The organism is Halalkalibacter urbisdiaboli, from assembly GCF_002156385.1.
Taxonomy (GTDB): Bacteria; Bacillota; Bacilli; order Bacillales; family Bacillaceae_D; genus Halalkalibacter_A; species Halalkalibacter_A urbisdiaboli.
Genome location: NZ_MVJM01000001.1, coordinates 685,039 through 706,323 on the forward strand (window position 1 = coordinate 685,039; position 21,285 = coordinate 706,323).

At 39.1% G+C, this 21,285-nt stretch carries 22 protein-coding genes and 1 other annotated feature; of the genes, 4 read left to right on the forward strand and 18 right to left on the reverse strand.

Annotated elements, in window-relative coordinates:
• The 6 genes from mltG to B1R93_RS03590 form a co-directional block, all read right to left on the reverse strand.
• The gene (gene mltG / locus B1R93_RS03565; protein ID WP_088102589.1) at positions 1-1,143 is read right to left on the reverse strand and encodes an endolytic transglycosylase MltG; all 1,143 of its coding nucleotides are present in this window, start codon (positions 1,141-1,143) and stop codon (positions 1-3) included.
• A 204-nt stretch (positions 1,144-1,347) separates the two neighbouring features.
• The gene (locus B1R93_RS03570; protein ID WP_088102590.1) at positions 1,348-1,638 is read right to left on the reverse strand and encodes a DUF1292 domain-containing protein; all 291 of its coding nucleotides are present in this window, start codon (positions 1,636-1,638) and stop codon (positions 1,348-1,350) included.
• Between the two features lie 18 nt (positions 1,639-1,656).
• Positions 1,657-2,076 carry a Holliday junction resolvase RuvX gene (ruvX, locus tag B1R93_RS03575; RefSeq protein WP_088102591.1) on the reverse strand — a complete coding sequence of 140 codons (420 nt, stop codon included), beginning with the start codon at positions 2,074-2,076 and terminating at the stop codon, positions 1,657-1,659.
• The gene (locus B1R93_RS03580; protein WP_088102592.1) at positions 2,077-2,346 is read right to left on the reverse strand and encodes an IreB family regulatory phosphoprotein; all 270 of its coding nucleotides are present in this window, start codon (positions 2,344-2,346) and stop codon (positions 2,077-2,079) included.
• A 71-nt stretch (positions 2,347-2,417) separates the two neighbouring features.
• The gene (gene alaS, locus B1R93_RS03585; RefSeq protein ID WP_088102593.1) at positions 2,418-5,057 is read right to left on the reverse strand and encodes an alanine--tRNA ligase; all 2,640 of its coding nucleotides are present in this window, start codon (positions 5,055-5,057) and stop codon (positions 2,418-2,420) included.
• Positions 5,058-5,259: 202 nt separating this feature from the next.
• Positions 5,260-5,463 (reverse strand) — a binding site (T-box leader).
• Positions 5,464-5,509: 46 nt separating this feature from the next.
• The gene (locus B1R93_RS03590; RefSeq protein WP_088102594.1) at positions 5,510-6,574 is read right to left on the reverse strand and encodes an AI-2E family transporter; all 1,065 of its coding nucleotides are present in this window, start codon (positions 6,572-6,574) and stop codon (positions 5,510-5,512) included.
• Positions 6,575-6,853: 279 nt separating this feature from the next.
• Between B1R93_RS03590 and B1R93_RS03595 the strand changes: the two genes are divergently transcribed.
• Positions 6,854-7,657, forward strand: a complete 804-nt coding sequence (locus tag B1R93_RS03595; protein ID WP_088102595.1) for a DUF2935 domain-containing protein — start codon at positions 6,854-6,856, stop codon at positions 7,655-7,657.
• Between the two features lie 59 nt (positions 7,658-7,716).
• Here the strand turns inward: B1R93_RS03595 and B1R93_RS03600 are convergent, their stop codons facing one another.
• From B1R93_RS03600 to cymR, 8 genes are all read right to left on the reverse strand, one after another.
• Positions 7,717-7,905 (reverse strand): DUF3918 family protein, encoded by a 189-nt coding sequence (locus B1R93_RS03600; protein WP_088102596.1) that lies wholly within the window; start codon positions 7,903-7,905, stop codon positions 7,717-7,719.
• A gap of 28 nt (positions 7,906-7,933) precedes the next feature.
• A complete protein-coding gene (locus B1R93_RS03605; protein WP_207634112.1) occupies positions 7,934-8,122 on the reverse strand; it encodes a hypothetical protein in 189 nt (62 codons plus the stop codon).
• Between the two features lie 14 nt (positions 8,123-8,136).
• The gene (locus tag B1R93_RS03610) at positions 8,137-8,613 is read right to left on the reverse strand and encodes a PRC-barrel domain-containing protein (RefSeq protein ID WP_088102598.1); all 477 of its coding nucleotides are present in this window, start codon (positions 8,611-8,613) and stop codon (positions 8,137-8,139) included.
• A gap of 50 nt (positions 8,614-8,663) precedes the next feature.
• Complete coding sequence (gene recD2, locus B1R93_RS03615; RefSeq protein ID WP_088102599.1) at positions 8,664-10,967, reverse strand: SF1B family DNA helicase RecD2; 2,304 nt, start codon at positions 10,965-10,967, stop codon at positions 8,664-8,666.
• A 13-nt stretch (positions 10,968-10,980) separates the two neighbouring features.
• A complete protein-coding gene (locus tag B1R93_RS03620) occupies positions 10,981-11,637 on the reverse strand; it encodes a tetratricopeptide repeat protein (protein ID WP_088102600.1) in 657 nt (218 codons plus the stop codon).
• 106 nt (positions 11,638-11,743) lie between these two features.
• On the reverse strand, positions 11,744-12,847 hold the full coding sequence (mnmA, locus tag B1R93_RS03625) for a tRNA 2-thiouridine(34) synthase MnmA (protein ID WP_088102601.1): 1,104 nt from the start codon (positions 12,845-12,847) through the stop codon (positions 11,744-11,746).
• A 28-nt stretch (positions 12,848-12,875) separates the two neighbouring features.
• On the reverse strand, positions 12,876-14,036 hold the full coding sequence (locus tag B1R93_RS03630; protein ID WP_088102602.1) for a cysteine desulfurase family protein: 1,161 nt from the start codon (positions 14,034-14,036) through the stop codon (positions 12,876-12,878).
• 150 nt (positions 14,037-14,186) lie between these two features.
• Positions 14,187-14,606, reverse strand: coding sequence for a cysteine metabolism transcriptional regulator CymR (gene cymR / locus B1R93_RS03635; RefSeq protein ID WP_088102603.1), 420 nt, complete (start codon positions 14,604-14,606; stop codon positions 14,187-14,189).
• 549 nt (positions 14,607-15,155) lie between these two features.
• Between cymR and B1R93_RS03640 the strand changes: the two genes are divergently transcribed.
• Both B1R93_RS03640 and B1R93_RS03645 read left to right on the forward strand, forming a co-directional pair.
• A complete protein-coding gene (locus tag B1R93_RS03640) occupies positions 15,156-16,424 on the forward strand; it encodes a replication-associated recombination protein A (RefSeq protein WP_088103393.1) in 1,269 nt (422 codons plus the stop codon).
• Between the two features lie 102 nt (positions 16,425-16,526).
• Positions 16,527-17,153 (forward strand): RsfA family transcriptional regulator, encoded by a 627-nt coding sequence (locus tag B1R93_RS03645; RefSeq protein WP_088102604.1) that lies wholly within the window; start codon positions 16,527-16,529, stop codon positions 17,151-17,153.
• Between the two features lie 43 nt (positions 17,154-17,196).
• On the opposite strand, the gene B1R93_RS03650 is transcribed toward B1R93_RS03645, so the two are convergent.
• The 3 genes from B1R93_RS03650 to B1R93_RS03660 are packed head-to-tail and all read right to left on the reverse strand — an operon-like array spanning position 17,197 to position 20,074.
• Positions 17,197-17,913, reverse strand: coding sequence for a LutC/YkgG family protein (locus B1R93_RS03650; protein WP_088102605.1), 717 nt, complete (start codon positions 17,911-17,913; stop codon positions 17,197-17,199).
• Entirely contained in the window at positions 17,910-19,337 is a 1,428-nt protein-coding gene (locus B1R93_RS03655) for a LutB/LldF family L-lactate oxidation iron-sulfur protein (RefSeq protein WP_088102606.1), read from the reverse strand. Before B1R93_RS03655 ends, B1R93_RS03650 begins: the two co-directional genes overlap by 4 nt.
• 14 nt (positions 19,338-19,351) lie before the next feature.
• Positions 19,352-20,074: a (Fe-S)-binding protein gene (locus B1R93_RS03660; RefSeq protein ID WP_088102607.1), complete on the reverse strand. Its 723-nt coding sequence runs from the start codon at positions 20,072-20,074 to the stop codon at positions 19,352-19,354.
• A 166-nt stretch (positions 20,075-20,240) separates the two neighbouring features.
• On the opposite strand from B1R93_RS03660, the gene B1R93_RS22895 reads away from it, so the two are divergent.
• Entirely contained in the window at positions 20,241-20,411 is a 171-nt protein-coding gene (locus tag B1R93_RS22895) for a hypothetical protein (protein ID WP_165763714.1), read from the forward strand.
• A gap of 57 nt (positions 20,412-20,468) precedes the next feature.
• On the opposite strand, the gene B1R93_RS03665 is transcribed toward B1R93_RS22895, so the two are convergent.
• Positions 20,469-21,230, reverse strand: coding sequence for a tRNA threonylcarbamoyladenosine dehydratase (locus B1R93_RS03665; protein ID WP_088102608.1), 762 nt, complete (start codon positions 21,228-21,230; stop codon positions 20,469-20,471).
• Between the last annotated feature and the right edge of the window lie 55 nt (positions 21,231-21,285).

Below are 21,285 nucleotides of genomic sequence, written 5' to 3' on the forward strand. Positions count from 1 at the left end.
TTACTCTTGTTTTTGTTCTGCTTCAATCCATTCATCACGGTACATTTGATGAGCTCGATTATGCTCTTCATACGATTCATTATAAATGACTTCTCCATTATATCTTGCGTAAAAATAGAGATAATTTGTTCTTTCAGGTTTTACAGCAGCTTGTACAGAATCTTTTCCAGGATTGGCAATTGGACCAATTGGTATACCTTCATAACGATACGTATTATAAGGAGAATCAAACTCTAAGTCCTTATACGTTGTCATATAACGGTGTTCACCAATCGCATATGCTACCGTTGGATCGACTTGAAGCTTCATTCCTCTATCTAAACGATTATGGAGAACACCACTGATTAAATAGCGATCTTCTGATGTTTGTGCCTCTCTCTCAATAATAGAAGCAAGTGTGATAATCTCATGAACGGTATAACCACTCTCTTCAATTTCCAGCGCTAATTCATCAACAACAAGTTGAGTACGTTCTAGCATAACTTCAATGATTTCCTCGATAGAAGGATTTTCATTAACAAAATCATAACGCGAAGGGAATAAATACCCCTCTAACGGATAGCGAATATGTACATTGAGGATCGCTTCTGTCAGCATTGGAAACTGTTCAATTAAACCTTCGATATATTCGCGATTAGTTAGCACATCCATAATCTGTTCTTCGGTATGGCTCGTTTCTTTGGCAATAACAGAAACAACATCTTCAAGCCATCTTCCTTCTGGAACGGTGAAAATCAATTTAGCTTCCTGCAGGACCTTTCCTTCCTTTAATTCACTAATCATTTCATCCATTGTCATTGATGGAGACAAAGCATAATCACCGGCTTGAAATCCGGATTCATTTTTATAGCGTACGTAGTAACGAAACAGTGTACCATTTTTGATTAACCCTGACTCTTCAAGAATTCGTCCAATTTGAGTAGAAGATGAACCAATCGGGATCGTTACCTCAATCATTTCCGTACTTTCTTCATCGATTGGGCCAAGCGCCTTTTTAATATAGGAATACCCACTTAATAAAACAATTGTACCTATTATAATAATCGCAATTACACAAAAAAAGACGATTTTTCTAACCACCTTTGCCTGTGAAACTCGCTCTTCTAGTAATTGATTTCGTGATTTTTCATTGGAATCAGACATTTTTCTCCTCCTTACCCCGTACCATTATACTACATTTTACGAGATTATTAGAGGAAATTTATCAATTATTTAAATTGCATGGAAAGAAATTCGTCCTACCATCGTTTCCACCTATATATTACATGGAAATAGTGACTATCTTTAGCCTCATTCTTTATTGGATAAAAAAAATACACCAGCTTTCAATAAGCTGGTGCATAAAGTTTATTCTTCTTCTTCAGAGAATGTATTTAACATTTCTTCGACCATTTCCCATTCTTCATCAGTTTCAACTGGGAAAAGTGCAATATCGTTTTCTTCATCATCACGATCTTCATAACGGAAGGCAAATACTTCTACGTCTTCCTCGTCCTCTCCCTCTTGTTCACCAACTGGTGTCACGAGAATGTAGGACTTTCCAGTTTCATCAACCGTAAATTTAAACAATTCATCAAATAAATGTTCATCCCCGTTTTCATCAGGGATTACGATCCGTTCTTTTTCTTCTTGTGCCATTGGTTTTGCACCTCTTTCTTAGTTTCCTTTGTGGTCAAGATATCCTTGGAGAATCATCACGGCAGCCATTTTATCAATGACTTTTTTCCGTTTCTTCCGACTAACATCAGCTGTTATTAGCATTTTCTCTGCTGCAACTGTTGTTAACCGTTCATCCCACATTTTAATTTCACATGGGACATACTCTTTTAGTTTATCCGCAAATGCCTGACAACTTTCACCGCTTGGACCAATTGTTCCGTTCATATTTTTTGGTAGTCCAACGACTATAGTCTCAACTCCGTACTCAGCGACGATTTTTGCAATGAATTCATAATCTTTTAAAGGATCATCTTCATTTCTCTTTAAAGTCTCTAACCCTTGTGCCGTCCAACCTAACTCATCACTTAAGGCGATACCGACTGTTTTTGTACCTACATCTAATCCTAATGCCCTCATCTATTCTCCCTTACGGTGCTGTGACAAATATGATTTGACTAATTGTTCAATCAGTTCATCGCGCTCCAGCTTTCGTATTAAAGTACGTGCATCCTTATGACGTGGAATGTACGCAGGGTCTCCCGATAATAAATAGCCAACAATTTGGTTAATCGGATTGTAGCCTTTCTCTTCAAGAGCCTCATACACCGAAAGTAATACCTCATGGACATCAATATCAACCGAGTCATCGTGAAAATTAAATTGCATCGTTTTGTCCATAGAGCTCATCACGAACACCTCTTTCTTACATCTTTTAACAATGGGCTTGTCTACTTCCATTGTACAACATAAACCTATGATTAGGAAATTGTATTTACATATTCCTTCACATAGGCCAAAGCTTCTTCTAGTTGATCTGGATTTTTACCACCAGCTTGAGCCATATCAGGGCGACCACCGCCACCACCACCGCAACGGGTTGCTACTTCTTTCACTAATTTCCCGGCATGATAGCCTTGACCAACTAAATCCTTTGTAACACCAGCTACTAAGTTCACTTTCTCTCCAGAAACGGCTCCAAGTACGATGATACCTGAATCTAATTCTAATTTAAGCTTATCAACTATCGCTCGTAATGCATCCATATCATTTGCATGTACTTGTTTAGATAATACAGATACACCATTTAATTCAACGGCTTCATCAATTAGATTTCCAGCTTCCATGTTACCCATTTTTGCAGCTAAAGATTCATTTTCTCGTTGAAGTTCTCGAATTTGTTGCTGTAATCCTTCAATACGGGCAGGAACATCCTTTACATTTTTGGCTTTTACCATTGTTGCAGTGTCCTTAAGAAGCTCAAGCTGACTGTTCATATATTCATATGCACCTTTTCCAGTTACAGCTTCAATTCGTCGAATACCTGCCCCAATACCTGACTCGGATACGATCTTAAATAGCCCGATTTCCGCTGTATTATTAACGTGGCAACCACCGCATAGCTCTAGACTATACTCACCTACTTTAACAACACGTACGGTTTCGCCATATTTTTCACCGAATAATGCCATTGCACCCATTGCTTTTGCTTCATCAAGCTTTTTCAAGGAAATATCTACAGCTAAAGCATTCCAAACCTTTTCATTCACAATCGCTTCAACTTTTGCTAACTCTTCTTGTGTTACTTGACCAAAATGCGAGAAGTCAAAACGAAGGCGCTCCCCTGAAACAAGAGAACCAGCTTGATTTACATGTTCCCCTAGTACATCCTTAAGTGCTTGATGGAGAAGGTGAGTCGCTGTATGATTTTTTACAATTCCGATACGTCCCGTCTCCTCAACAATAGACGAGACAATCATTCCACTTCTAAACGTACCTTCCTTTACAATCGCTGTATGAAGGTTTTGTCCATTTGGAGCGTTCTTCACATTTGTTACTTCAACAACAACACCCTCACCACGAATGATTCCTCTGTCCGCTACTTGTCCACCACTTTCGGCATAAAACGGTGTTTCACTTAAAATAACTTGAATCTCATCTCCAGCTTGAGCTTCTTCTACTTGCTGTTTATCTCGAATAATGACTTCAACCGTCCCCTCAGCTGATAGCTGATTATAACCTACAAAGGAGCTCTCAACTGTTAATGTACCTAGTAACTCATCTTGAACCTGCATAGAGCCGGATTCTTGTCGAGCTGAACGAGCACGCTCACGTTGACGATCCATTTCACGTTCAAAGCCTTCACGATCAATTGTTAAACCTTGTTCCTCCACATACTCTTCTGTTAAATCAACTGGAAAGCCATACGTATCATACAAACGGAACACATCTGCCCCATCAATAACCTGCTTATTGTTCGTTTTTGCATCGTCTAATATTTTCCCAAGGATCGTTAACCCCTCATGGAGTGTTTCATGAAAACGTTCTTCTTCATTTTTCATTACTTTTTGTACAAACTCGGTTTTTTCTTTAACCTCTGGGTAGAAATCAACCATAATTTCACCAACCACTGGGACGAGCTCATACATAAATGGACGATCTATATTAATAAGTTTCGCGTAACGGACAGCTCTTCTCAGTAGGCGTCGTAATACGTATCCGCGCCCCTCATTAGAAGGAAGTGCACCATCGGTTACCGCAAATGTTACGGTACGAACATGATCAGCAATCACTTTATACGCTACGTCCTTCTCTGGATCTTCTCCGTACTTTACAGAGCTTAACTTTTCTGTAGCTTGAATAATTGGTAAAAATAAATCTGTTTCAAAGTTAGTTGGGACATCTTGAATTACGGAAACCATTCGCTCTAGTCCCATTCCTGTATCAATGTTCTTCTTTGGAAGCGGTGTATACGTTCCATCAGGATTATGATTAAACTGTGAAAATACTAGGTTCCACACTTCTAAATAGCGTTCATTTTCTCCACCTGGATAAAGCTCAGGGTCATTTGGGTCATTGCCATACTCCACTCCACGATCATAAAATATTTCGGTATTCGGTCCACTTGGGCCTTCCCCAATATCCCAGAAGTTCCCTTCAAGACGAATAATACGTTCTTCAGGAATACCAATTTTCTGATGCCAATAGTCGTACGCTTCACTATCTTCTGGATGAACAGTAACTGATAATTTATTCGCTTCAAAGCCAATCCACTTTTCACTCGTTAAAAATTCCCACGCCCATTCAATTGCTTCTTCTTTAAAGTAGTCGCCAATTGAAAAGTTCCCTAACATTTCAAAAAATGTATGATGACGTGCTGTTTTCCCAACATTTTCAATATCATTTGTTCGAATTGATTTTTGTGCATTGGTGATTCTTGGATTTTCCGGTATTACACGACCATCAAAGTATTTTTTTAATGTTGCAACCCCACTATTTATCCAAAGTAGTGATGGGTCCTCATGCGGAACAAGCGATGCACTTGGTTCGATATCATGCCCTTTTTCCTTAAAAAAGTCTAAATACATTTGTCTCACTTGAGCTGATGTCAGCTTTTTCATGATACATTTCTCCTTTATCTTAGTAATTATTATTAAAGTAATTAATCTAACAGGCGCCGCGTTCGTGTCGCCTTTTAAACCTTGAGCCGCCTTACGTCGGCTGCCGACGCCACGTTCGTGTCGCCTTTTAAACCTTGAGCCGCCTTACGTCGGCTGCCGGCGCCACATTCGTGTCGCCTATACAAAAAAACCCCCATCCCAATAAAGGGACGAGAGCTATAATCACGCGGTACCACCCTAATTATGGACTGGTTGTCCATCACTTCGGAGCCTTAACGCGGCTTACGGCAGGGTTTACCTGCACTCAGGAGTAGCTTTCTGTAACACTTCACTAGGCTCCTTTCAGCCAAGGGAGCACTTCTCTGAACAGTGGGCTGTTACATACTCTTTCCGTCTTCGTTTTTCATTTCTAAAACTGCCTTTACTATTATAAAAAAACCTCAGATCAATTGTCAATGTTTCATCACATGATATCGAACATGTACGAGAATAACTTTAATTATCGCTAAAGTTGGTACCGCAAGTAAAAGCCCAACAATTCCTCCGATTTCAACACCAGCGAGTAAAGCAAGAATGATAAGTAACGGATGAAGGTGTAGCGTTTTTCCAACGATAATAGGGGATAGTATATTCCCTTCAATCTGCTGAATAACAAAGATTAGCAAGACCGTTAGTAATCCAAGCTGCCATGATTCAAGAAACGCCACAATAACCGCTGGAACCGCACCTAAAAAGGCACCAAAATAAGGAATTAGGTCCGTTGCAGCTATAAATAACCCTAAAACAATGGGATAGGGTACACCAAGAAACCATAATCCTGTTATCGAAATAATTCCCACAGAAAATGCTACTAATAATTGACCTCGAATATAACGTCCAAACGTGACATCTACATCTTTAATAAAAACCTTTAAAGGTTCTCGCCATTTACGTGGTGTCAAATACCAAGCTACTTTTTCTATTTGGTCATAATCCTTCAAAATAAAAAAGATTAGAAACGGGATGACAATAAACGCAACCATTGATTGAAGTAATACGAGCATAACATACTCGATTTGATCCAAAGCCTTTTTACTATACACCTCGATTTGCTCCGTCCAGCCTTGGAAATGTTCTTGAATCGGATAAGGCATCGTCTTAACTTGCTCCTGTGCTTGAACGAGCAACGCCTCTATTCCTCTAATTTGTACTGGTAATTCCAGTAAAGCTCGCTGAATTTGTTGAATTAATGCTGGAATCCCGACGATTGCTGCAAAGCAAAAAAACGAGATAATTCCGATAAACACTAAAATTACCGCGAGTGGTCGAGAGAGCCCCCGACTATGCAGGTCCTCAACAAGCGGATGTAGTAAATATGTAAATAACGCTGCAATACTTAATGGTATAAGAAGTGCTTTAAAAACCTCATAAATAGGTACAAAAATTGGTGTGAGCTTCAGAAGAACAAAAACATTAAGCAATAAAAGTAATATCAAAATAAGACGTATTAGCCATTTATGCTCTACTTTTTTCTCCAACACACCCACCTCCATATAGTTAGGGAACACTGAAAAGTTCGGTTTAGCTTTTTCAGTAGCCTACAATGCACATAAGCAAGGTTGCCTAGCCATCTCCTACTCCTCAAAGTCCTTAAAAGGTTAGGTTTACTTATTTCAGTGCTATCCATTTAGTTAGGTTGTGTGTTTTTTTTAGGTTTTATTTAATTCTCCTTCAATTCCCTAAAAATTTCAGAATACATTTGCACCAATTAGGTGTTCACCTCATAAAGTTATGTATTGAAGAAGGAGGAAAATGAAATGAAATCTTATCAAGAAACAGCTTGGTTTGAACACCAATTTTGGTTACAAGTGCTTGGTGACCATGCACGAATGATTCATGACGCTTTAGCTCCAGATGAACAGGATTATGTTAATCGGGCAAGTGAATTTATTGAAATATTTGACCAACTTCTTACTTCGGCACGTTCCAATCCAACAGGAACTGAGCTTGATAGACTAAACCGAATTTCATATGAGCAAGCCAACAGCATTAAGGAATACAAACTTAATATTGTGAAAGATCATCTTGTAGGGGATATTAAAATTGAGTTGTCTCCAACCTTTATAAATCACATGGTTAATGAAGTAGAGGAGTATATTCGAATTCTTCCTTATTTAATTGAACAGTCAGTCCCACCTCGCTGTCATCCTTTGCACCACCATTTAGTATGGCTATTAGATGCTGCTGGTCATGCTGGGGGTATTAGTGACTCCTTAGATTTAGTTGAGAAAAAACTTAATCTAAAAAGTGAATATTTTACTGAAACCTTTGAGCAATTTTATATAAAAGCAGTTGAAATGGCTGGATATCTTCGTTCCAATGTGGAGCAGTTCCCCGCTCTCTCAAGATTTAACGAGGATGTTAAACTTGAAATTATCTTATTTAAAGCCTTTTTAGATGAGCTAGAAGAATTAGAAATGACGAATAAACTGTTAGGAACATTATCCGAATTAATGGCTGACCATATGGCCCGTGAAGAATGCTATTACTTAATGAAGCTTGCTGAATCGTCAGAAATGGATGCACCAGAATGTAATCCATTAAGTCCTAGGCCAGAATAAAGAAGCTTCAAAAAAAGAGTGTACAAAGGGATTGGAGACCTTTGTACACTCTAGAGTTATTAAGAAAAAGCGCGTGTAATGTTACGTTGCATTTTTTTCCACGCACGCGTATTCATCCATTTATTTAAATCCATCTTCATTATCGGTTCTATCATTTGGTTCATTTTTTGCTTTGTACGACGATTACTCATTGAATAAGCAGCCGCACCAATGCCGATTGCCAATAGTGAAGTCATTGTTCTTCCCATTTGATGTCACCACCTGATAGATTTGGGTTTACATCTCAACATGTAGGTCCTGTTCCTCAAATAAATCATCTAGAGAACTAAGTGAACCATCTTCCTCCACTTGGTGTAATGAAAGCTTCCCTTTAACTAAACTCATTTCCACAAAACAATTCCAACAGTAGTACTGATTTGTACCAATTTTTCCTATGTCTTTATTTTGGCAATTTGGACAACGCACGATGAGGGCCTCCTTTAAATCGACAGGATTGCTCTATCCTCTCCAATCGTTAATTGACCTTTACTTTTAACTACTTTCCGTCCTTCAACGATATCGGCCAGCAACCCATCCGTCACTTCATACCCTATAATCGTGCCCACTTCTTCGGAGAAATATACATCTTCTACCAAGCCAATTTTTTCTCCTTCAGTAGTTAATAATGGCTTCCCTTGAAATTTACGTTTTCCGAGCTTTAAAGGAAAGGCTTCTTCCTTATACTCTTTTTTATATGGGTGTAATACCTTACGTTCTTCAACCATTACCCCATCATTGCCAAAACTTGACACTGCTGAAATTGGGAGGAAAAGATGATGATTAAACCAACCCTTCTGATCAATTACAAACCCTATTACTTCCTGACCGGAAAACAGTAAGTCTAATACATGCCCACATTCATTTCCAGATGATAAATCGATAACAGGAAGACCTTCAATGGTTGAAAATGTCCGCAAAGTGATCGCCACCTTTCCGAACATTTATAGGTTGTGAAAAAGCTCGCTCTTTATGTTAGTTGACCATTTCCATTCTCATCAAGTTGTTTGAGTTTCTCACAAAGCATGGAATGTCGAATAACCTCTTCTTCCTTTGCAATCGCTGTATGAATGGCTTTTAATTCACCACATAAAATTAAAAATTGCTTAGCCCTAGTTATACCAGTATAAATTAAATTTCTTCTTAACATCCTTGCATAATTTCGAACGACTGGCATAACTACTATTGGAAATTCACTTCCTTGAGATTTGTGAATCGAACAGCAATAGGCTAATGTAATTTGATTAAGGTCTTTTTTATTATAAACTACCTCTGTTCCATCAAAGGAAATCACCACCTGATCTTGGCGTTCCTCGTTTTCCTTTGCATAAAAAATCGCAACAATTTCACCACGGTCTCCGTTATATACGTGTTCCTCGGCGTTATTCATAAGCTGTAATACAATATCGCCTGTTCGATAAGTAATGTCTCCAAAAGTTAACTCACGTCGTTGTTCACTTTTCGGATTAAACAATTGTTGAAGCATCGTATTAAGTTCAGTTATTCCTGCACTCCCTTTATACATAGGTGCTAAAACCTGAATCTCTTTTGCCGTATAGCCCTTTTTAATCGCATTTTCACACACTTGCCGAACAACTTCTTGGACATGTTCTGTCTGACAAGGAAAAAAACGTCTATCTGCTTGTGCTTCTGTTAAGTTAGCTGGGAGCTTTCCTTCCTTCATCTCATGAGCTAGCTCTATAATGGATGAACCTTCAGCCTGTCGATAAATATCTGTGAGTGGAACCGTCGGTATGATACGAGAGTCCAATAAATCTCTGAGCACTTGGCCTGGTCCAACTGAAGGAAGCTGGTGCTGGTCCCCTACAAAAACGACCTGCATTCCCTTTGGCACTGATTTTAATAGTTGATTCGCTAACCAAATATCAACCATCGATACTTCATCAACAATTAGTAATTCACCTTGTAATGGCTCATATTCACTTTTTTCGAATCCACCACTTCCACCCTTCCACCCAAGTAAACGGTGTATCGTTGTCGCGGGAAGCTCTGTTGCCTCACTCATCCTTTTCGCGGCCCTTCCTGTCGGTGCGACTAGCAAGATTGGAAAAGGATTACTTCGTGTATAAGCTCTTGGATCGAGCGACAATCCGTGAAGTCGCGCATAAACCTCGACGATTCCTTTAATGACAGTTGTTTTCCCTGTCCCGGGTCCCCCGGTTAAAATCATGAATGGTGACGATAAAGCCGTTTGGATAGCCTCTTTTTGAGAAGTAGCGTATTCAATGTTAAATGTTTCCTCAAGCTCTCCGATCGTTTTTAAGAACTCTGCTTCAGGAAACTCTTCTTTCACTTCCTCACTCATTAAGCGTCGAACGCTTGTTACAATCCCTTTTTCTGCATAATATAATGATTTTATATAAATACGCTGATCCTCGATGACGATTGTGCCCTCTTCATCCATTTGCTGTAACTGAACCTCAATTTGTTCTATAACTATTCCGATTTCTGGTGATGACAAAAGCTGCTGAACATGAGGGATGAGGTCGGTAGCTTTGATATAGACATGGCCCTCCTGTAAACAAAGCTCGTGAATTAGAAATAAACACCCCGCCTTAATCCGTTCTGGATGACTACCTGTTAAACCAATCGCCGCTCCTAACTGATCAGCACGACGAAAGCCAATCCCCTCTATATCGGCAATTAATTGATACGGATTTGATCGGATAATATCAAGTGCTTGTGATTTGTAGGTTTGGTACACTTTCATAGATAATTCTAATCCAAATCCATACTCGGATAATGTCATTAATACTTGTTCGACCCCTTGTTGGTCAATTAATTGTTGGTACAGCATGTCCGCTTTTTCCTTTGAAAGCTTTGGGACATCATTAAGCACAGCCCGATTTTCGACGATTCGGGTAATCGCTCTCTCACCCAACGCATCGACAATAGTTTCTGCTGTTTTTTTTCCGATGCCAGGGAATCGATCACTCGCTAAATAAAGAGTAATTCCTTGCTTTGTTTGTGGTAAATCACGGCGAAATTGTTCAACCTGATATTGCATACCAAAGCGCGGGTGTTCAATAAACCGCCCAAAAAAAACAAACGTTTCATCAGGCTCAAGCTGTGGAAGTACACCGACAATCGTCACTTGCTTTTCTTTGTAATCCTCATTTGTTTTCCGAATTCGTATAGTGGCAACAGTATAATAGTTTTCCTCATTACGAAATACAATATGAAGGACTTCACCTTTCACATACCCACGTTCGATTTCAGGTGTTTGATCAGGCACCATTCGTTCTTCGCTCATTTCCTTATCACCCTTACTTCAAGGCTTGCTCAATCGCCCTTTTGCCATTCGCTGCTAATACATGATCTGGTTGGACTTGTAGAGCCTGATTAAATGCAGTTAATGCCTGTTCTGTTTTCTCTTGATAAGCATAGGCCACGCCCAGATTAAAATAAGCATCTGCATGGTTCTCGTTTTCGGCAACTACCTGCTCAAGTTGAACAACTGCTTCATCAATCTGTTCCAATTGAGCTAGGCAAAGCGCATATTGAAAGCGAGCATCAACATCCGCTTCATTTAACTCAATCGCACGTAAAAACATTGCTTGGGCGTGCGGCAACGCTCCAAGCTGATAATAGCTCATACCGAGCATAAAATGAACATCAGCTTCATCTAAGTCTTCTGCTAAAGCTTGCTTAAACATTTTTGCAGCTTCTTCAAATTGGTCCTGTTTGTAATAAATGGTTCCAGCGCCATAATAAGCAGTTGCAGCATGTTCATTTAACTCAATTGCCTTATCAAAAAATTTTAACGCTCGCTCATATTCACCAATCATTCCTAGCAAATTTCCAAAGTTTATGTAGCCAGTCTCATCTTTCGGCGCTTTTTCAATTGCTGCATTGAACGCTTTGGCAGCTTCTTCATAGTTTTGTTCATTCATATAGGCAATCCCTTGTTCATTTTCGTTCATAACTTCATACCTCCTGCTACATTTTCATGAAAGCTTTCCTTTTGAATCATACCATGTTTACTAAAAAATTGGTTGGTCACAAAAGAGAAAAAAGGAAAATACCAAACTAGGCATTTTCCCATTTTTTTATAATATGGTCAATCGTTCCTCCGCCAAGACAAACATCTCCATTATAGAGCACAACAGCTTGTCCTGGTGTAACAGCTCGTTGTCGTTCGTGAAAGAATATTCTTGCTCGACCATCTTCTTTTGGGTACACCGTTACCTTTTGGTCAGGTTGACGATATCGGAACTTTGCTGTACATATAAATTCAGTGTTTATAGGCGTTTCCGAAATCCAGTTCATCCCAATGGCATCAAGTCCCTCCGAGTATAAACCTTCATGATGGAAGCCTTGCCCAACAAGTAATACATTACGTTCTAGGTCCTTTCCTATAACAAACCAAGGTTCCCCCGATCCACCAATTCCAAGTCCCTGACGTTGGCCAAGTGTATAATACATTAAACCATCATGTTTTCCCTTTACTTCGCCTTCTACTGTCTCCATATTTCCTGGTTGAGCTGGTAAGTATTCACTTAAAAACTCTTTAAAATTACGTTCACCAATAAAGCAAATCCCTGTACTATCTTTTTTCTTTGCCGTCGCCAAATCAGCTTTTAGAGCGAGCTCACGGACATCTTTTTTCGGCAGATGCCCGATGGGAAACATCGTTTTTGATAGTTGCTTTTGGGAAAGAGCATTTAAGAAGTAGGTTTGATCTTTATTTTCATCAACGCCACGTAAAAGAACAACCTCACCTTCCCGCTCTTCAACACGAGCATAATGACCAGTTGCCACGTAGTCTGCTCCTAAGGTTAATGCATGGTTTAAAAATGCCTTAAACTTAATTTCTTTATTACACATTACATCAGGATTTGGTGTTCGACCAGCCTTATATTCTTCAAGAAAGTACGTAAAAACTTTATCCCAGTATTGCTTTTCAAAATTGACAGCATAATAAGGAATGCCAATTTGATTACATACACGAATAACATCTTCATAATCCTCGGTTGCCGTACAAAATCCATTCTCGTCAGTATCATCCCAATTTTTCATGAAAATTCCAATCACATCATAACCCTGCTCTTTTAACAACAAAGCGGTTACAGACGAATCAACGCCACCAGACATTCCGACGACAACTCTCGTATCTTCAGGACGCTTACTCATTTATCTGATTCACTCCTTTCCTTACTGTTTAATCAATAAACATCGATTGCTGTTGTAACCTTTTTACAATCTTAGCAGTCTCACTCGCTGCAAAGTTTATTTGCTTAATTGTATTATTTAATCCAAAGCTAAATCGAATCGCAGACTCTACTCGTTCCTTTTTATCACCATGCATCGCTAGAAGAACATGGGATGGCTCAACCGAACCAGCAGTACAAGCTGAACCGCTTGAAGCAGCAATCCCAGCCAAATCAAGATTCATTAATAAAGACTCTATATTTATATTCGGAAAGCTAACATTAAAAATATGTGGCAAACGATCAGACTGATGACCATTAACAAAAAACTCCACTTGTTCTTCCTCTAACCGTTGATAAAAAAGATATGATAATTGTTGATATTTTTCCGTTTTTTGTTGAACAGCTTCGTTCGTTAATTGCATCGCTTTTGAAAAGCCAACAATGCCTGCAACATTTTCTGTTCCGGCACGACGTTTTCGCTCCTGTTCTCCACCGTATAAACTTGGTTGAAGATGAATCCCCTCTTTGATATATAGTAAACCGATCCCTTTAGGACCATTGATTTTATGTGCTGAAATAGATAACAAATCTACGGGTAGCTCATTCATATTTAAAGGTATCACTCCGCAAGCTTGTACAGCATCACAGTGAAATAACGCTTGATGCTCCCGTAAAAGCTCACCAACTTGATTGATTGGTTGAACCGTTCCGACTTCATTATTTCCATACATTATGGAAACGAGAATCGTATCATCACGAAGTTCATTCTGCAAACCTTGCACACTGATTTTCCCTGTTTCATCAACTGGGAGATATGTTACCTCAAATCCAAGCTCTTCTAATTGCTGACATGTATGCAATACGGCGTGATGCTCGATTTTCGTTGTAATAATGTGCTTCCCTTTTTCCTGTTGTGAAAAAGCCGCACCAAATAGAGCTAAGTTATCCGCTTCTGTCCCGCCACTTGTAAAAACTAGAGATTGAGGCGTTGTTTGAAGCAGCTTTGCAATAACATTCCGTGCCTCATCCACCGCTTGACGAGCTCTTCGCCCGATTTGATGAATGCTCGATGGATTGCCGTAATGTTCATTAAAAAATGGGAGCATTTCATTAATAACATCTGGATGAACGGGTGATGTGGCTGCGTGATCCACATAAATAACCTCCATGCCTTTCACCTTCTTTACGGTCTTAATGCTATGATAGCATGATGACTATTGTATACGGAACCGATAAAAGAGTCAAAAAATTGTGCCTTAAAAAATAAAAGCAATGGCACCTACTATTAATGATGTAATAGTTCGATGCACATTGCACGATTAAATATAAAACATATAGTATTCCTGGTCACCTTTGTCTTCAAAATTTGCCATATCCTCTAATGTTGTGTTATCAAGAACCTCCTTGACCGCATCACGGATTTTAATCCATAAATCCCGCTTTGCCGGTTCCTCATCATCCAGTACTTCTACTGGACTAATTGGCCCCTCAAGGACACGAATAATGTCACCTGTTGTAATTTCACTCGGCTCTTTGGCAAGCATATAACCGCCATATGCTCCACGAACACTTTTAACAAGCATCGCATTACGGAGCGGCGCGATCAATTGTTCTAAATAATGCTCGGATAAATCGTATTCCTTTGCAATCGATTTTAAAGAAATAGGTCCTTCTCCTGATCTTTTCGCCAATGCCATCATAATTGTTAGCCCGTAACGTCCCTTTGTTGAAATCTTCATTATGAACCCCTCTTTCTAGTATAAAATCAACGACTCACTGACATAGAGGCAACGCACCCTTACACAACAGAGCCGATTCCTAAACAAATATGTACCATCCACAAGCTAGTACGATCTCCATTACATTACACTCCGAATCCATTAACCAGTCGGATCTGGAATAAGCATAATAATAAGTCAATAAACAGCTCAAGAAAATCACCTTTAAAAATACACCAATTTTTGGACGTTCTTTTGTTAAAATCCAATAGGAATTAATTATTCTTAGACCAACCTTTATCGTTCATATCCAAGATACAGTACATCCATGGGGCCCTTCCGAGTTCAAGCTCGTATCATAAACGCAAATTCAAGCGCATTACAGGTATAAAGCATCCACCGACATCTATTTCCTTTTGCCATAGTATGGATTTCTTTCTGTAATTCTTTGCTATTATAGCATGAATTTCTCCCCGAATGGTGTGATATAACGAAATGCTTACAACATTGGCTTTTCCAAAACGAATCTATTACACTAATGGTACATTAGAAAGAGATGGAGTTGAGCTCATGAGAAAGCAGCCATTAGCTTACCGTATGCGGCCAACCAAAGTTGAAGATGTGATTGGACAAGAGCATTTACTTGGAGAAGGGCAGCTTCTTCGGAGAATGATTGATGCCAAGCATCTTTCATCAATGATCTTATACGGCCCACCAGGAATCGGAAAAACATCAATTGCCCGTGCCATTGCTGGAAGTACAAACACCCCATTTAAAATGTTAAATGCCGTTGTTAATAATAAAAAAGATATGGAAATTGCAGTAGAAGAGGCGAAAATGCATAAAGGCTTAATTATGATTCTAGATGAAGTTCACCGTCTTGATAAAGGTAAACAAGATTTCCTGCTCCCATATCTTGAAAGTGGTTTAATTATATTAATTGGGGCAACAACGGCAAATCCCTTTCATTCTATTAATCCAGCAATCCGCAGTCGCTGTCAAATTTTTGAATTAGAACGTTTAAATGAAAAGGATATTGAGGCTGCATTAAGGCGCGCATTAAATGATAAAGAGAATGGATACGGAAATGAAAAAATCTCCATTACTACTGAAGCAATTGAACATCTTGCCTTTGCCTGTGGAGGCGATGTTCGTTCAGCTTTAAATGGTCTAGAGCTTGCTGTTTTATCCACTTTTCCAGACGAAGATAAAGTTAAAACAATCACCTTAAAAACCGCAGAATCTTGTATTCAAAAAAAGAGTTTTCACCATGATAAAGATGGTGATGCACACTATGATGTACTATCTGCGTTCCAAAAATCAATTCGGGGAAGTGATGTCAACGCCGCTCTTCATTATTTAGCAAGATTAATTGAAGCCGGAGATTTAGTAAGCATAAATCGACGTTTATTAGTCATTGCTTACGAAGATATAGGTCTAGCGAGCCCACAAGCAGGGCCGCGAACTTTAGCAGCAATTGAAGCTTCTGAACGTTTAGGCCTGCCAGAAGCGAGGATTCCTTTAGCCAATGCTGTTGTAGAGCTTTGTTTATCCCCTAAATCGAATACAGCCTACAAAGCGCTTGATGAAGCTCTTGCGGATATTCGAAACGGTCATATCGGGGATGTGCCAAAGCATTTAAAGGATGCGCATTATAGTGGAGCAAAACAGCTTGGTCGCGGTATCGAATACAAGTATCCTCATGACTATGAACACGGCTGGGTGAAGCAGCAGTATTTACCTAATTCAATAAAAGGAAAACGGTATTACGAACCAAAACGAACAGGAAAATTCGAACAAACTTTAGCAGAGGTCTATGAAAAGTTACAAAAAAAGTAAATTAATTTAATATTTTTTCTATCATACTTGTATACACCCTCCTCATTTTGGAAAGAGTAGAAACTAACAGGACAACATAATCGAAATGAGGAGATGAAAAGAATGAAAGTTAGACAAGATGCATGGTCACATGAAGATGATGTTTTACTAGCAGAAACAGTGTTAAAGCATATTCGTGAAGGTAGCACTCAATTACGTGCGTTTGATGAAGTTGGGGATGAATTGAATCGGACATCAGCTGCTTGCGGGTTCCGCTGGAATGCCGTTGTTCGTCAACGTTATATTAAACAAATAGCAGAAGCGAAAAAAGAAAGAAAAGAAAGAAAACGTGCAGCTTCTGTTAGCTATTATACACCTAATAAGCCGATGTGGAGTATGATCCAGCAACAGCCTTCTTTTCAAACTGAGGCTTCATCCGAATTATCAATTGATTCAGTGATTCAATACCTTCAATCACTCTCTCAATCGGGTCAATCGCAAACACGCCTTCAGAAGGAAAATGAAGCACTACTTAAAGAAAATATGGAATTAATGACAAGAAACCGTGAGCTTGAGAAAGAATTACAAAAAATCAAGCAGGATAATAGTATTATTGAAGAAGATTATCAGTCTCTTATCCAAATTATGAACCGCGCTCGCCGAATGGCTATTTTAGAGGATGAAGAGCCTCTCTCAAACGCTGCTTTCAAGATGGATAAGAACGGCAATTTAGAAAAAATCGCAAAATAACAACGAAAAAGCTGCTTCCAATGTTACTTGGAGCAGCTTTTTTCTATTGATCTTCTACAACAATATAACAAGCACGAACCGGACCATGTACACCAACAACCAGATTCATTTCAATATCGGCACTGTTACTTGGCCCTGATATAAAGTTAACACAGGAAGGAAACCGACCATCTTCTAAAGCTAACTCATGTAGCTTTGAAGCAGCTTGTGTCATCCGAGGTACTATTGTACTTTTTGGAATAATGGCAATATAACTAGTTGGCAATAAACTAACCGACCTTCCTTTATTTGAATCACTTAAAAGGACAACCGTCCCTGATTCAGCAAGTGTCATATCCGAAAACGTAATTCCGATATCTGCTTTTTCTGCAATTTCAATATTCGCTCTACCTTTTTCTACATCCCAAAAGTGAATAGATTTCCCTTCATGTTCTAAACCTTCAAAGAAAGAACTTAAACCATATTGTTCAAATCTTTCATCCTTCCAATTAACAATCCGCTTTCCCTCGAAATCTTCAATAATATCTCCAAGCATTATTGGTAGGTTTTCTAACGTTGTCTGTTCAAACCGTGTGTGAATTCTTTTACACTGTTCTTTTAGCCGTTCAACTAATTGTTCTTGAGTCTCTCCTTTAAATACCTCATATTGCGGCTGCTTCTTCCATACAGGGCGTTCAACACCAGTTTTGCGTCGCTTGCGACCAAGGCTTTTTGCAATTTGATTTAAAAACTTTTCTTTATTTTGAACTGTTCCTGTCATGAGCGGTCTCCTTTCCCACGCTTCGAAAACCATCGACTAAACGATTCCTTGCTTGGCTCTGGAAAGTCACGAATATCCGTCCAAGGTTTAACTGGGCCAGGTCCCTTTGTGATTTTTCCATCCTTTACAAGCGGTCCCATCATTGTTGGTGCAAACTTTGAACCAGCACTATAGAGCTTCGGATTTGACATCGCCATTGCAAAGCCTTTCATCGCTAACTTTTCACCAAAGGAACCTTTGCCTTGTTCTTCAACCATATTCCGACGATGTCTAACGAGTAAGTCATGCAACGGAATTTTAACCGGACAGGCTTCTGTACAAGCTCCACATAAGCTTGATGCATAAGGAAGTTCTTTATAATCATCATAACCGCCTAATAGTGGTGAAAGTACCGCACCGATTGGGCCGGGATAAATCGAGCCATACGAGTGGCCACCGATATGGCGATAAATCGGACATACATTAATACAGGCTGCACAACGAATACATTGAAGTGCGGATTGAAATTCTGTCCCTAAAATATCAGATCGACCATTATCAACTATGACAAGATGAAATTCCTCAGGTCCGTCTATATCTCCTTCTTCTTTAGGACCTGTCAATCCTGTAATATAGCTCGTAAGCTTTTGTCCGACCGCACTTCGACAAAGCATACTGACGAGCACTTCTAATTCCTCCCACGTCGGCACGATTCGTTCCATTCCCATTACAGTAATTTGCGTCTTCGGTAATGATGAGGCTAATCGGGCATTTCCTTCGTTCGTGACAAGTGAAATACTACCTGATTCAGCAACCGCAAAGTTACAACCTGTAATGCCAAGATCTGCATCCAAAAATTCTTGCCGTAGCTGCTCTCGCGCAAATAGGGCGAGCTCCTCCGGTTTTGAGGAATTCTGATAGCCTTTTTTATCGCGAAACGTATCACGAATTTGGTCTTTATTTTTATGAAGCGCAGGCGCTACGATATGCGAAGGTGGGTCATGGTCATCAATTTGAAGAATGTATTCACCTAAATCCGTTTCAATGACTTCACAGCCAAGCGATTCAAGTGCTTCATTCATACTTATTTCTTCTGTCACCATCGATTTAGATTTAATGATTTTTTTTGCCTGTTTCTCAGCAGCAACATGTTTAATATAGTCATTTGCTTCTTCAGCTGTTTGAGCAAAAAAAACATGACCACCTTTTTTAATAACATTATCAGTAAGTTGCTCTAAATAATAATCAAGATTCTCTAACGTATGCTGTCTAATTTCCTCTGATAAATCTCGCCAATCTTCCCAATTACCAAGCTCTTCTGCTGCGTTTAAACGTGCATTTTTTAGCCGCTCTTGTGCAGAAACCATTGCATTTCGCATAAATTCGTTTTTGAGGCCTTTATCTACACGACCGTGAAATTCTATATCTCCTATTTTCATTGCCATAATCCATTCACCTCCTATTTTGTTTCTTGGTTTAATACTTGGGCAATATGCATAACCTTAATTGGCTTTCCTTGACGGTCAATTCGTCCACCAATGTTCATTAAGCAACCGCAATCTGCTCCAATCAATACTTCAGAATTTGTTTCCTCAATATGACTTATTTTTTCATTCACCATTTGCTCTGAAATCGGAACCATTTTTACAGAAAACGTCCCACCGAAACCACAACAAATTTCTTTATTAGGTAAGCTTGTAAATTCAAGACCTTCTACATTTTTTAATAATTTGGACGGTGCATCTTTGACTCCAAGAAGTCTTGTCATATGACAGGAAGTATGATAAGTCGCCTTTACCGGTAGACTTGCTCCTACATCTTCCACTTTTAATACATCAACGAGGAATTGCGTAAATTCAAACGTTTTTGCCTTAAGTGCCTCGGCTTTTTCTTTCCATTCAGGGTCCGCTTCGAATAAATGTGGATATTCATGTATCATCGATGCACAAGATCCCGATGGTGCGACCACGTACTCGGATTGTTCAAATACACGGATCATATTTTTTGCTACATCTCTTGATTCACGATGATAACCACTATTATAAGCAGGCTGGCCACAGCACGTTTGTTGTGCCGGAAAATCAACCTTACACCCCAATCGTTCAAGAACTTCAACGGTATCTTTTCCTACACCTGGATAGAACACATCCGCAAGACATGTGATAAATAACGAAACATTCATCTATCTTTCCTCCTCTAAGAGATAAGGTCATCAGATCACTTAATAAAACAAGTATAGTAGATTTATGTTTTTTTTACAATGAAGCTTTTTACATTTACAAAAAGTTCTTAATAAACCTATACACCTTACACATACTACATATGAATACATTTTGGAGGTGACTTAATTGGGAGACTGGAACGAACAAGCCTATCGAAACAACAATGTTCAACCGGATTTAAATTTTAAAAAAGAGGCGTTAACAGAAAAGAAAATCCAATTAGATGCACAAGAGCAAATAGGAATCGAAAAGATTGGACAAGGTGAAAGAGATGTAAGGCCACAAGGTGGTCAATAGAAAAAATGAAAAAAGGCTTGCCCTAAGTTTTACACTTTTGAGCAAGCCTTTTTGTTTTCATCTAGAAATCGTGATATCCTTTAACAACTTTGTAATGACATGGCCAGCCATAATTAAACCAGCTACCGATGGCACAAATGCATTTGAAGATGGGGGCATTTTCGCTTTACGAATGGTTCCCTCTTCTGCAGCATCAGGAACAATTTCTTTACGAATGTCTTCCCTGATTTTGATTGGTTGTTCATCGGAGAACACTACCTCGATACCTTTACGAATACCTTCTTTTCTCAACCGAGTACGTATGACCTTTGCAATTGGATCATAGCTGGTTTTGGAAATATCAGCAATTCGTAAACGTGTCGGATCCATTTTATTTGCAGCGCCCATACTTGAAATGATCGGAATCTTCCGTTCTAGGCATTGCTTCATTAGGTGAATTTTATACGAAATTGTATCACTTGCGTCAATTACATAATCCAAATTATAGCTAAAGAATTGTTCATACGTTTCTTCCGTATAAAACATTTTTAGCGCAATTACTTCACAATTTGGATTAATATCGGCAATTCGTTCCTTCATCAATTCAACCTTTTGACGACCTACTGTTGAAAGTAAAGCATGGATTTGCCTATTAACATTCGTAATATCAACATCATCTTTATCAACTAAAACGAGTCGTCCTACTCCTGAACGTGCAAGAGCCTCTGCAGAAAAAGAACCAACGCCACCAATTCCTAATACAGCTACCGTACTATTCTTTAACTGCTCTAAGCCATCATGGCCAATCGCTAATTCATTTCGTGAAAATTGATGCAACATGATTTACTCCTCCTACACGTATGGTTTATTCAATGAGACTTACATGAAAGTTAGG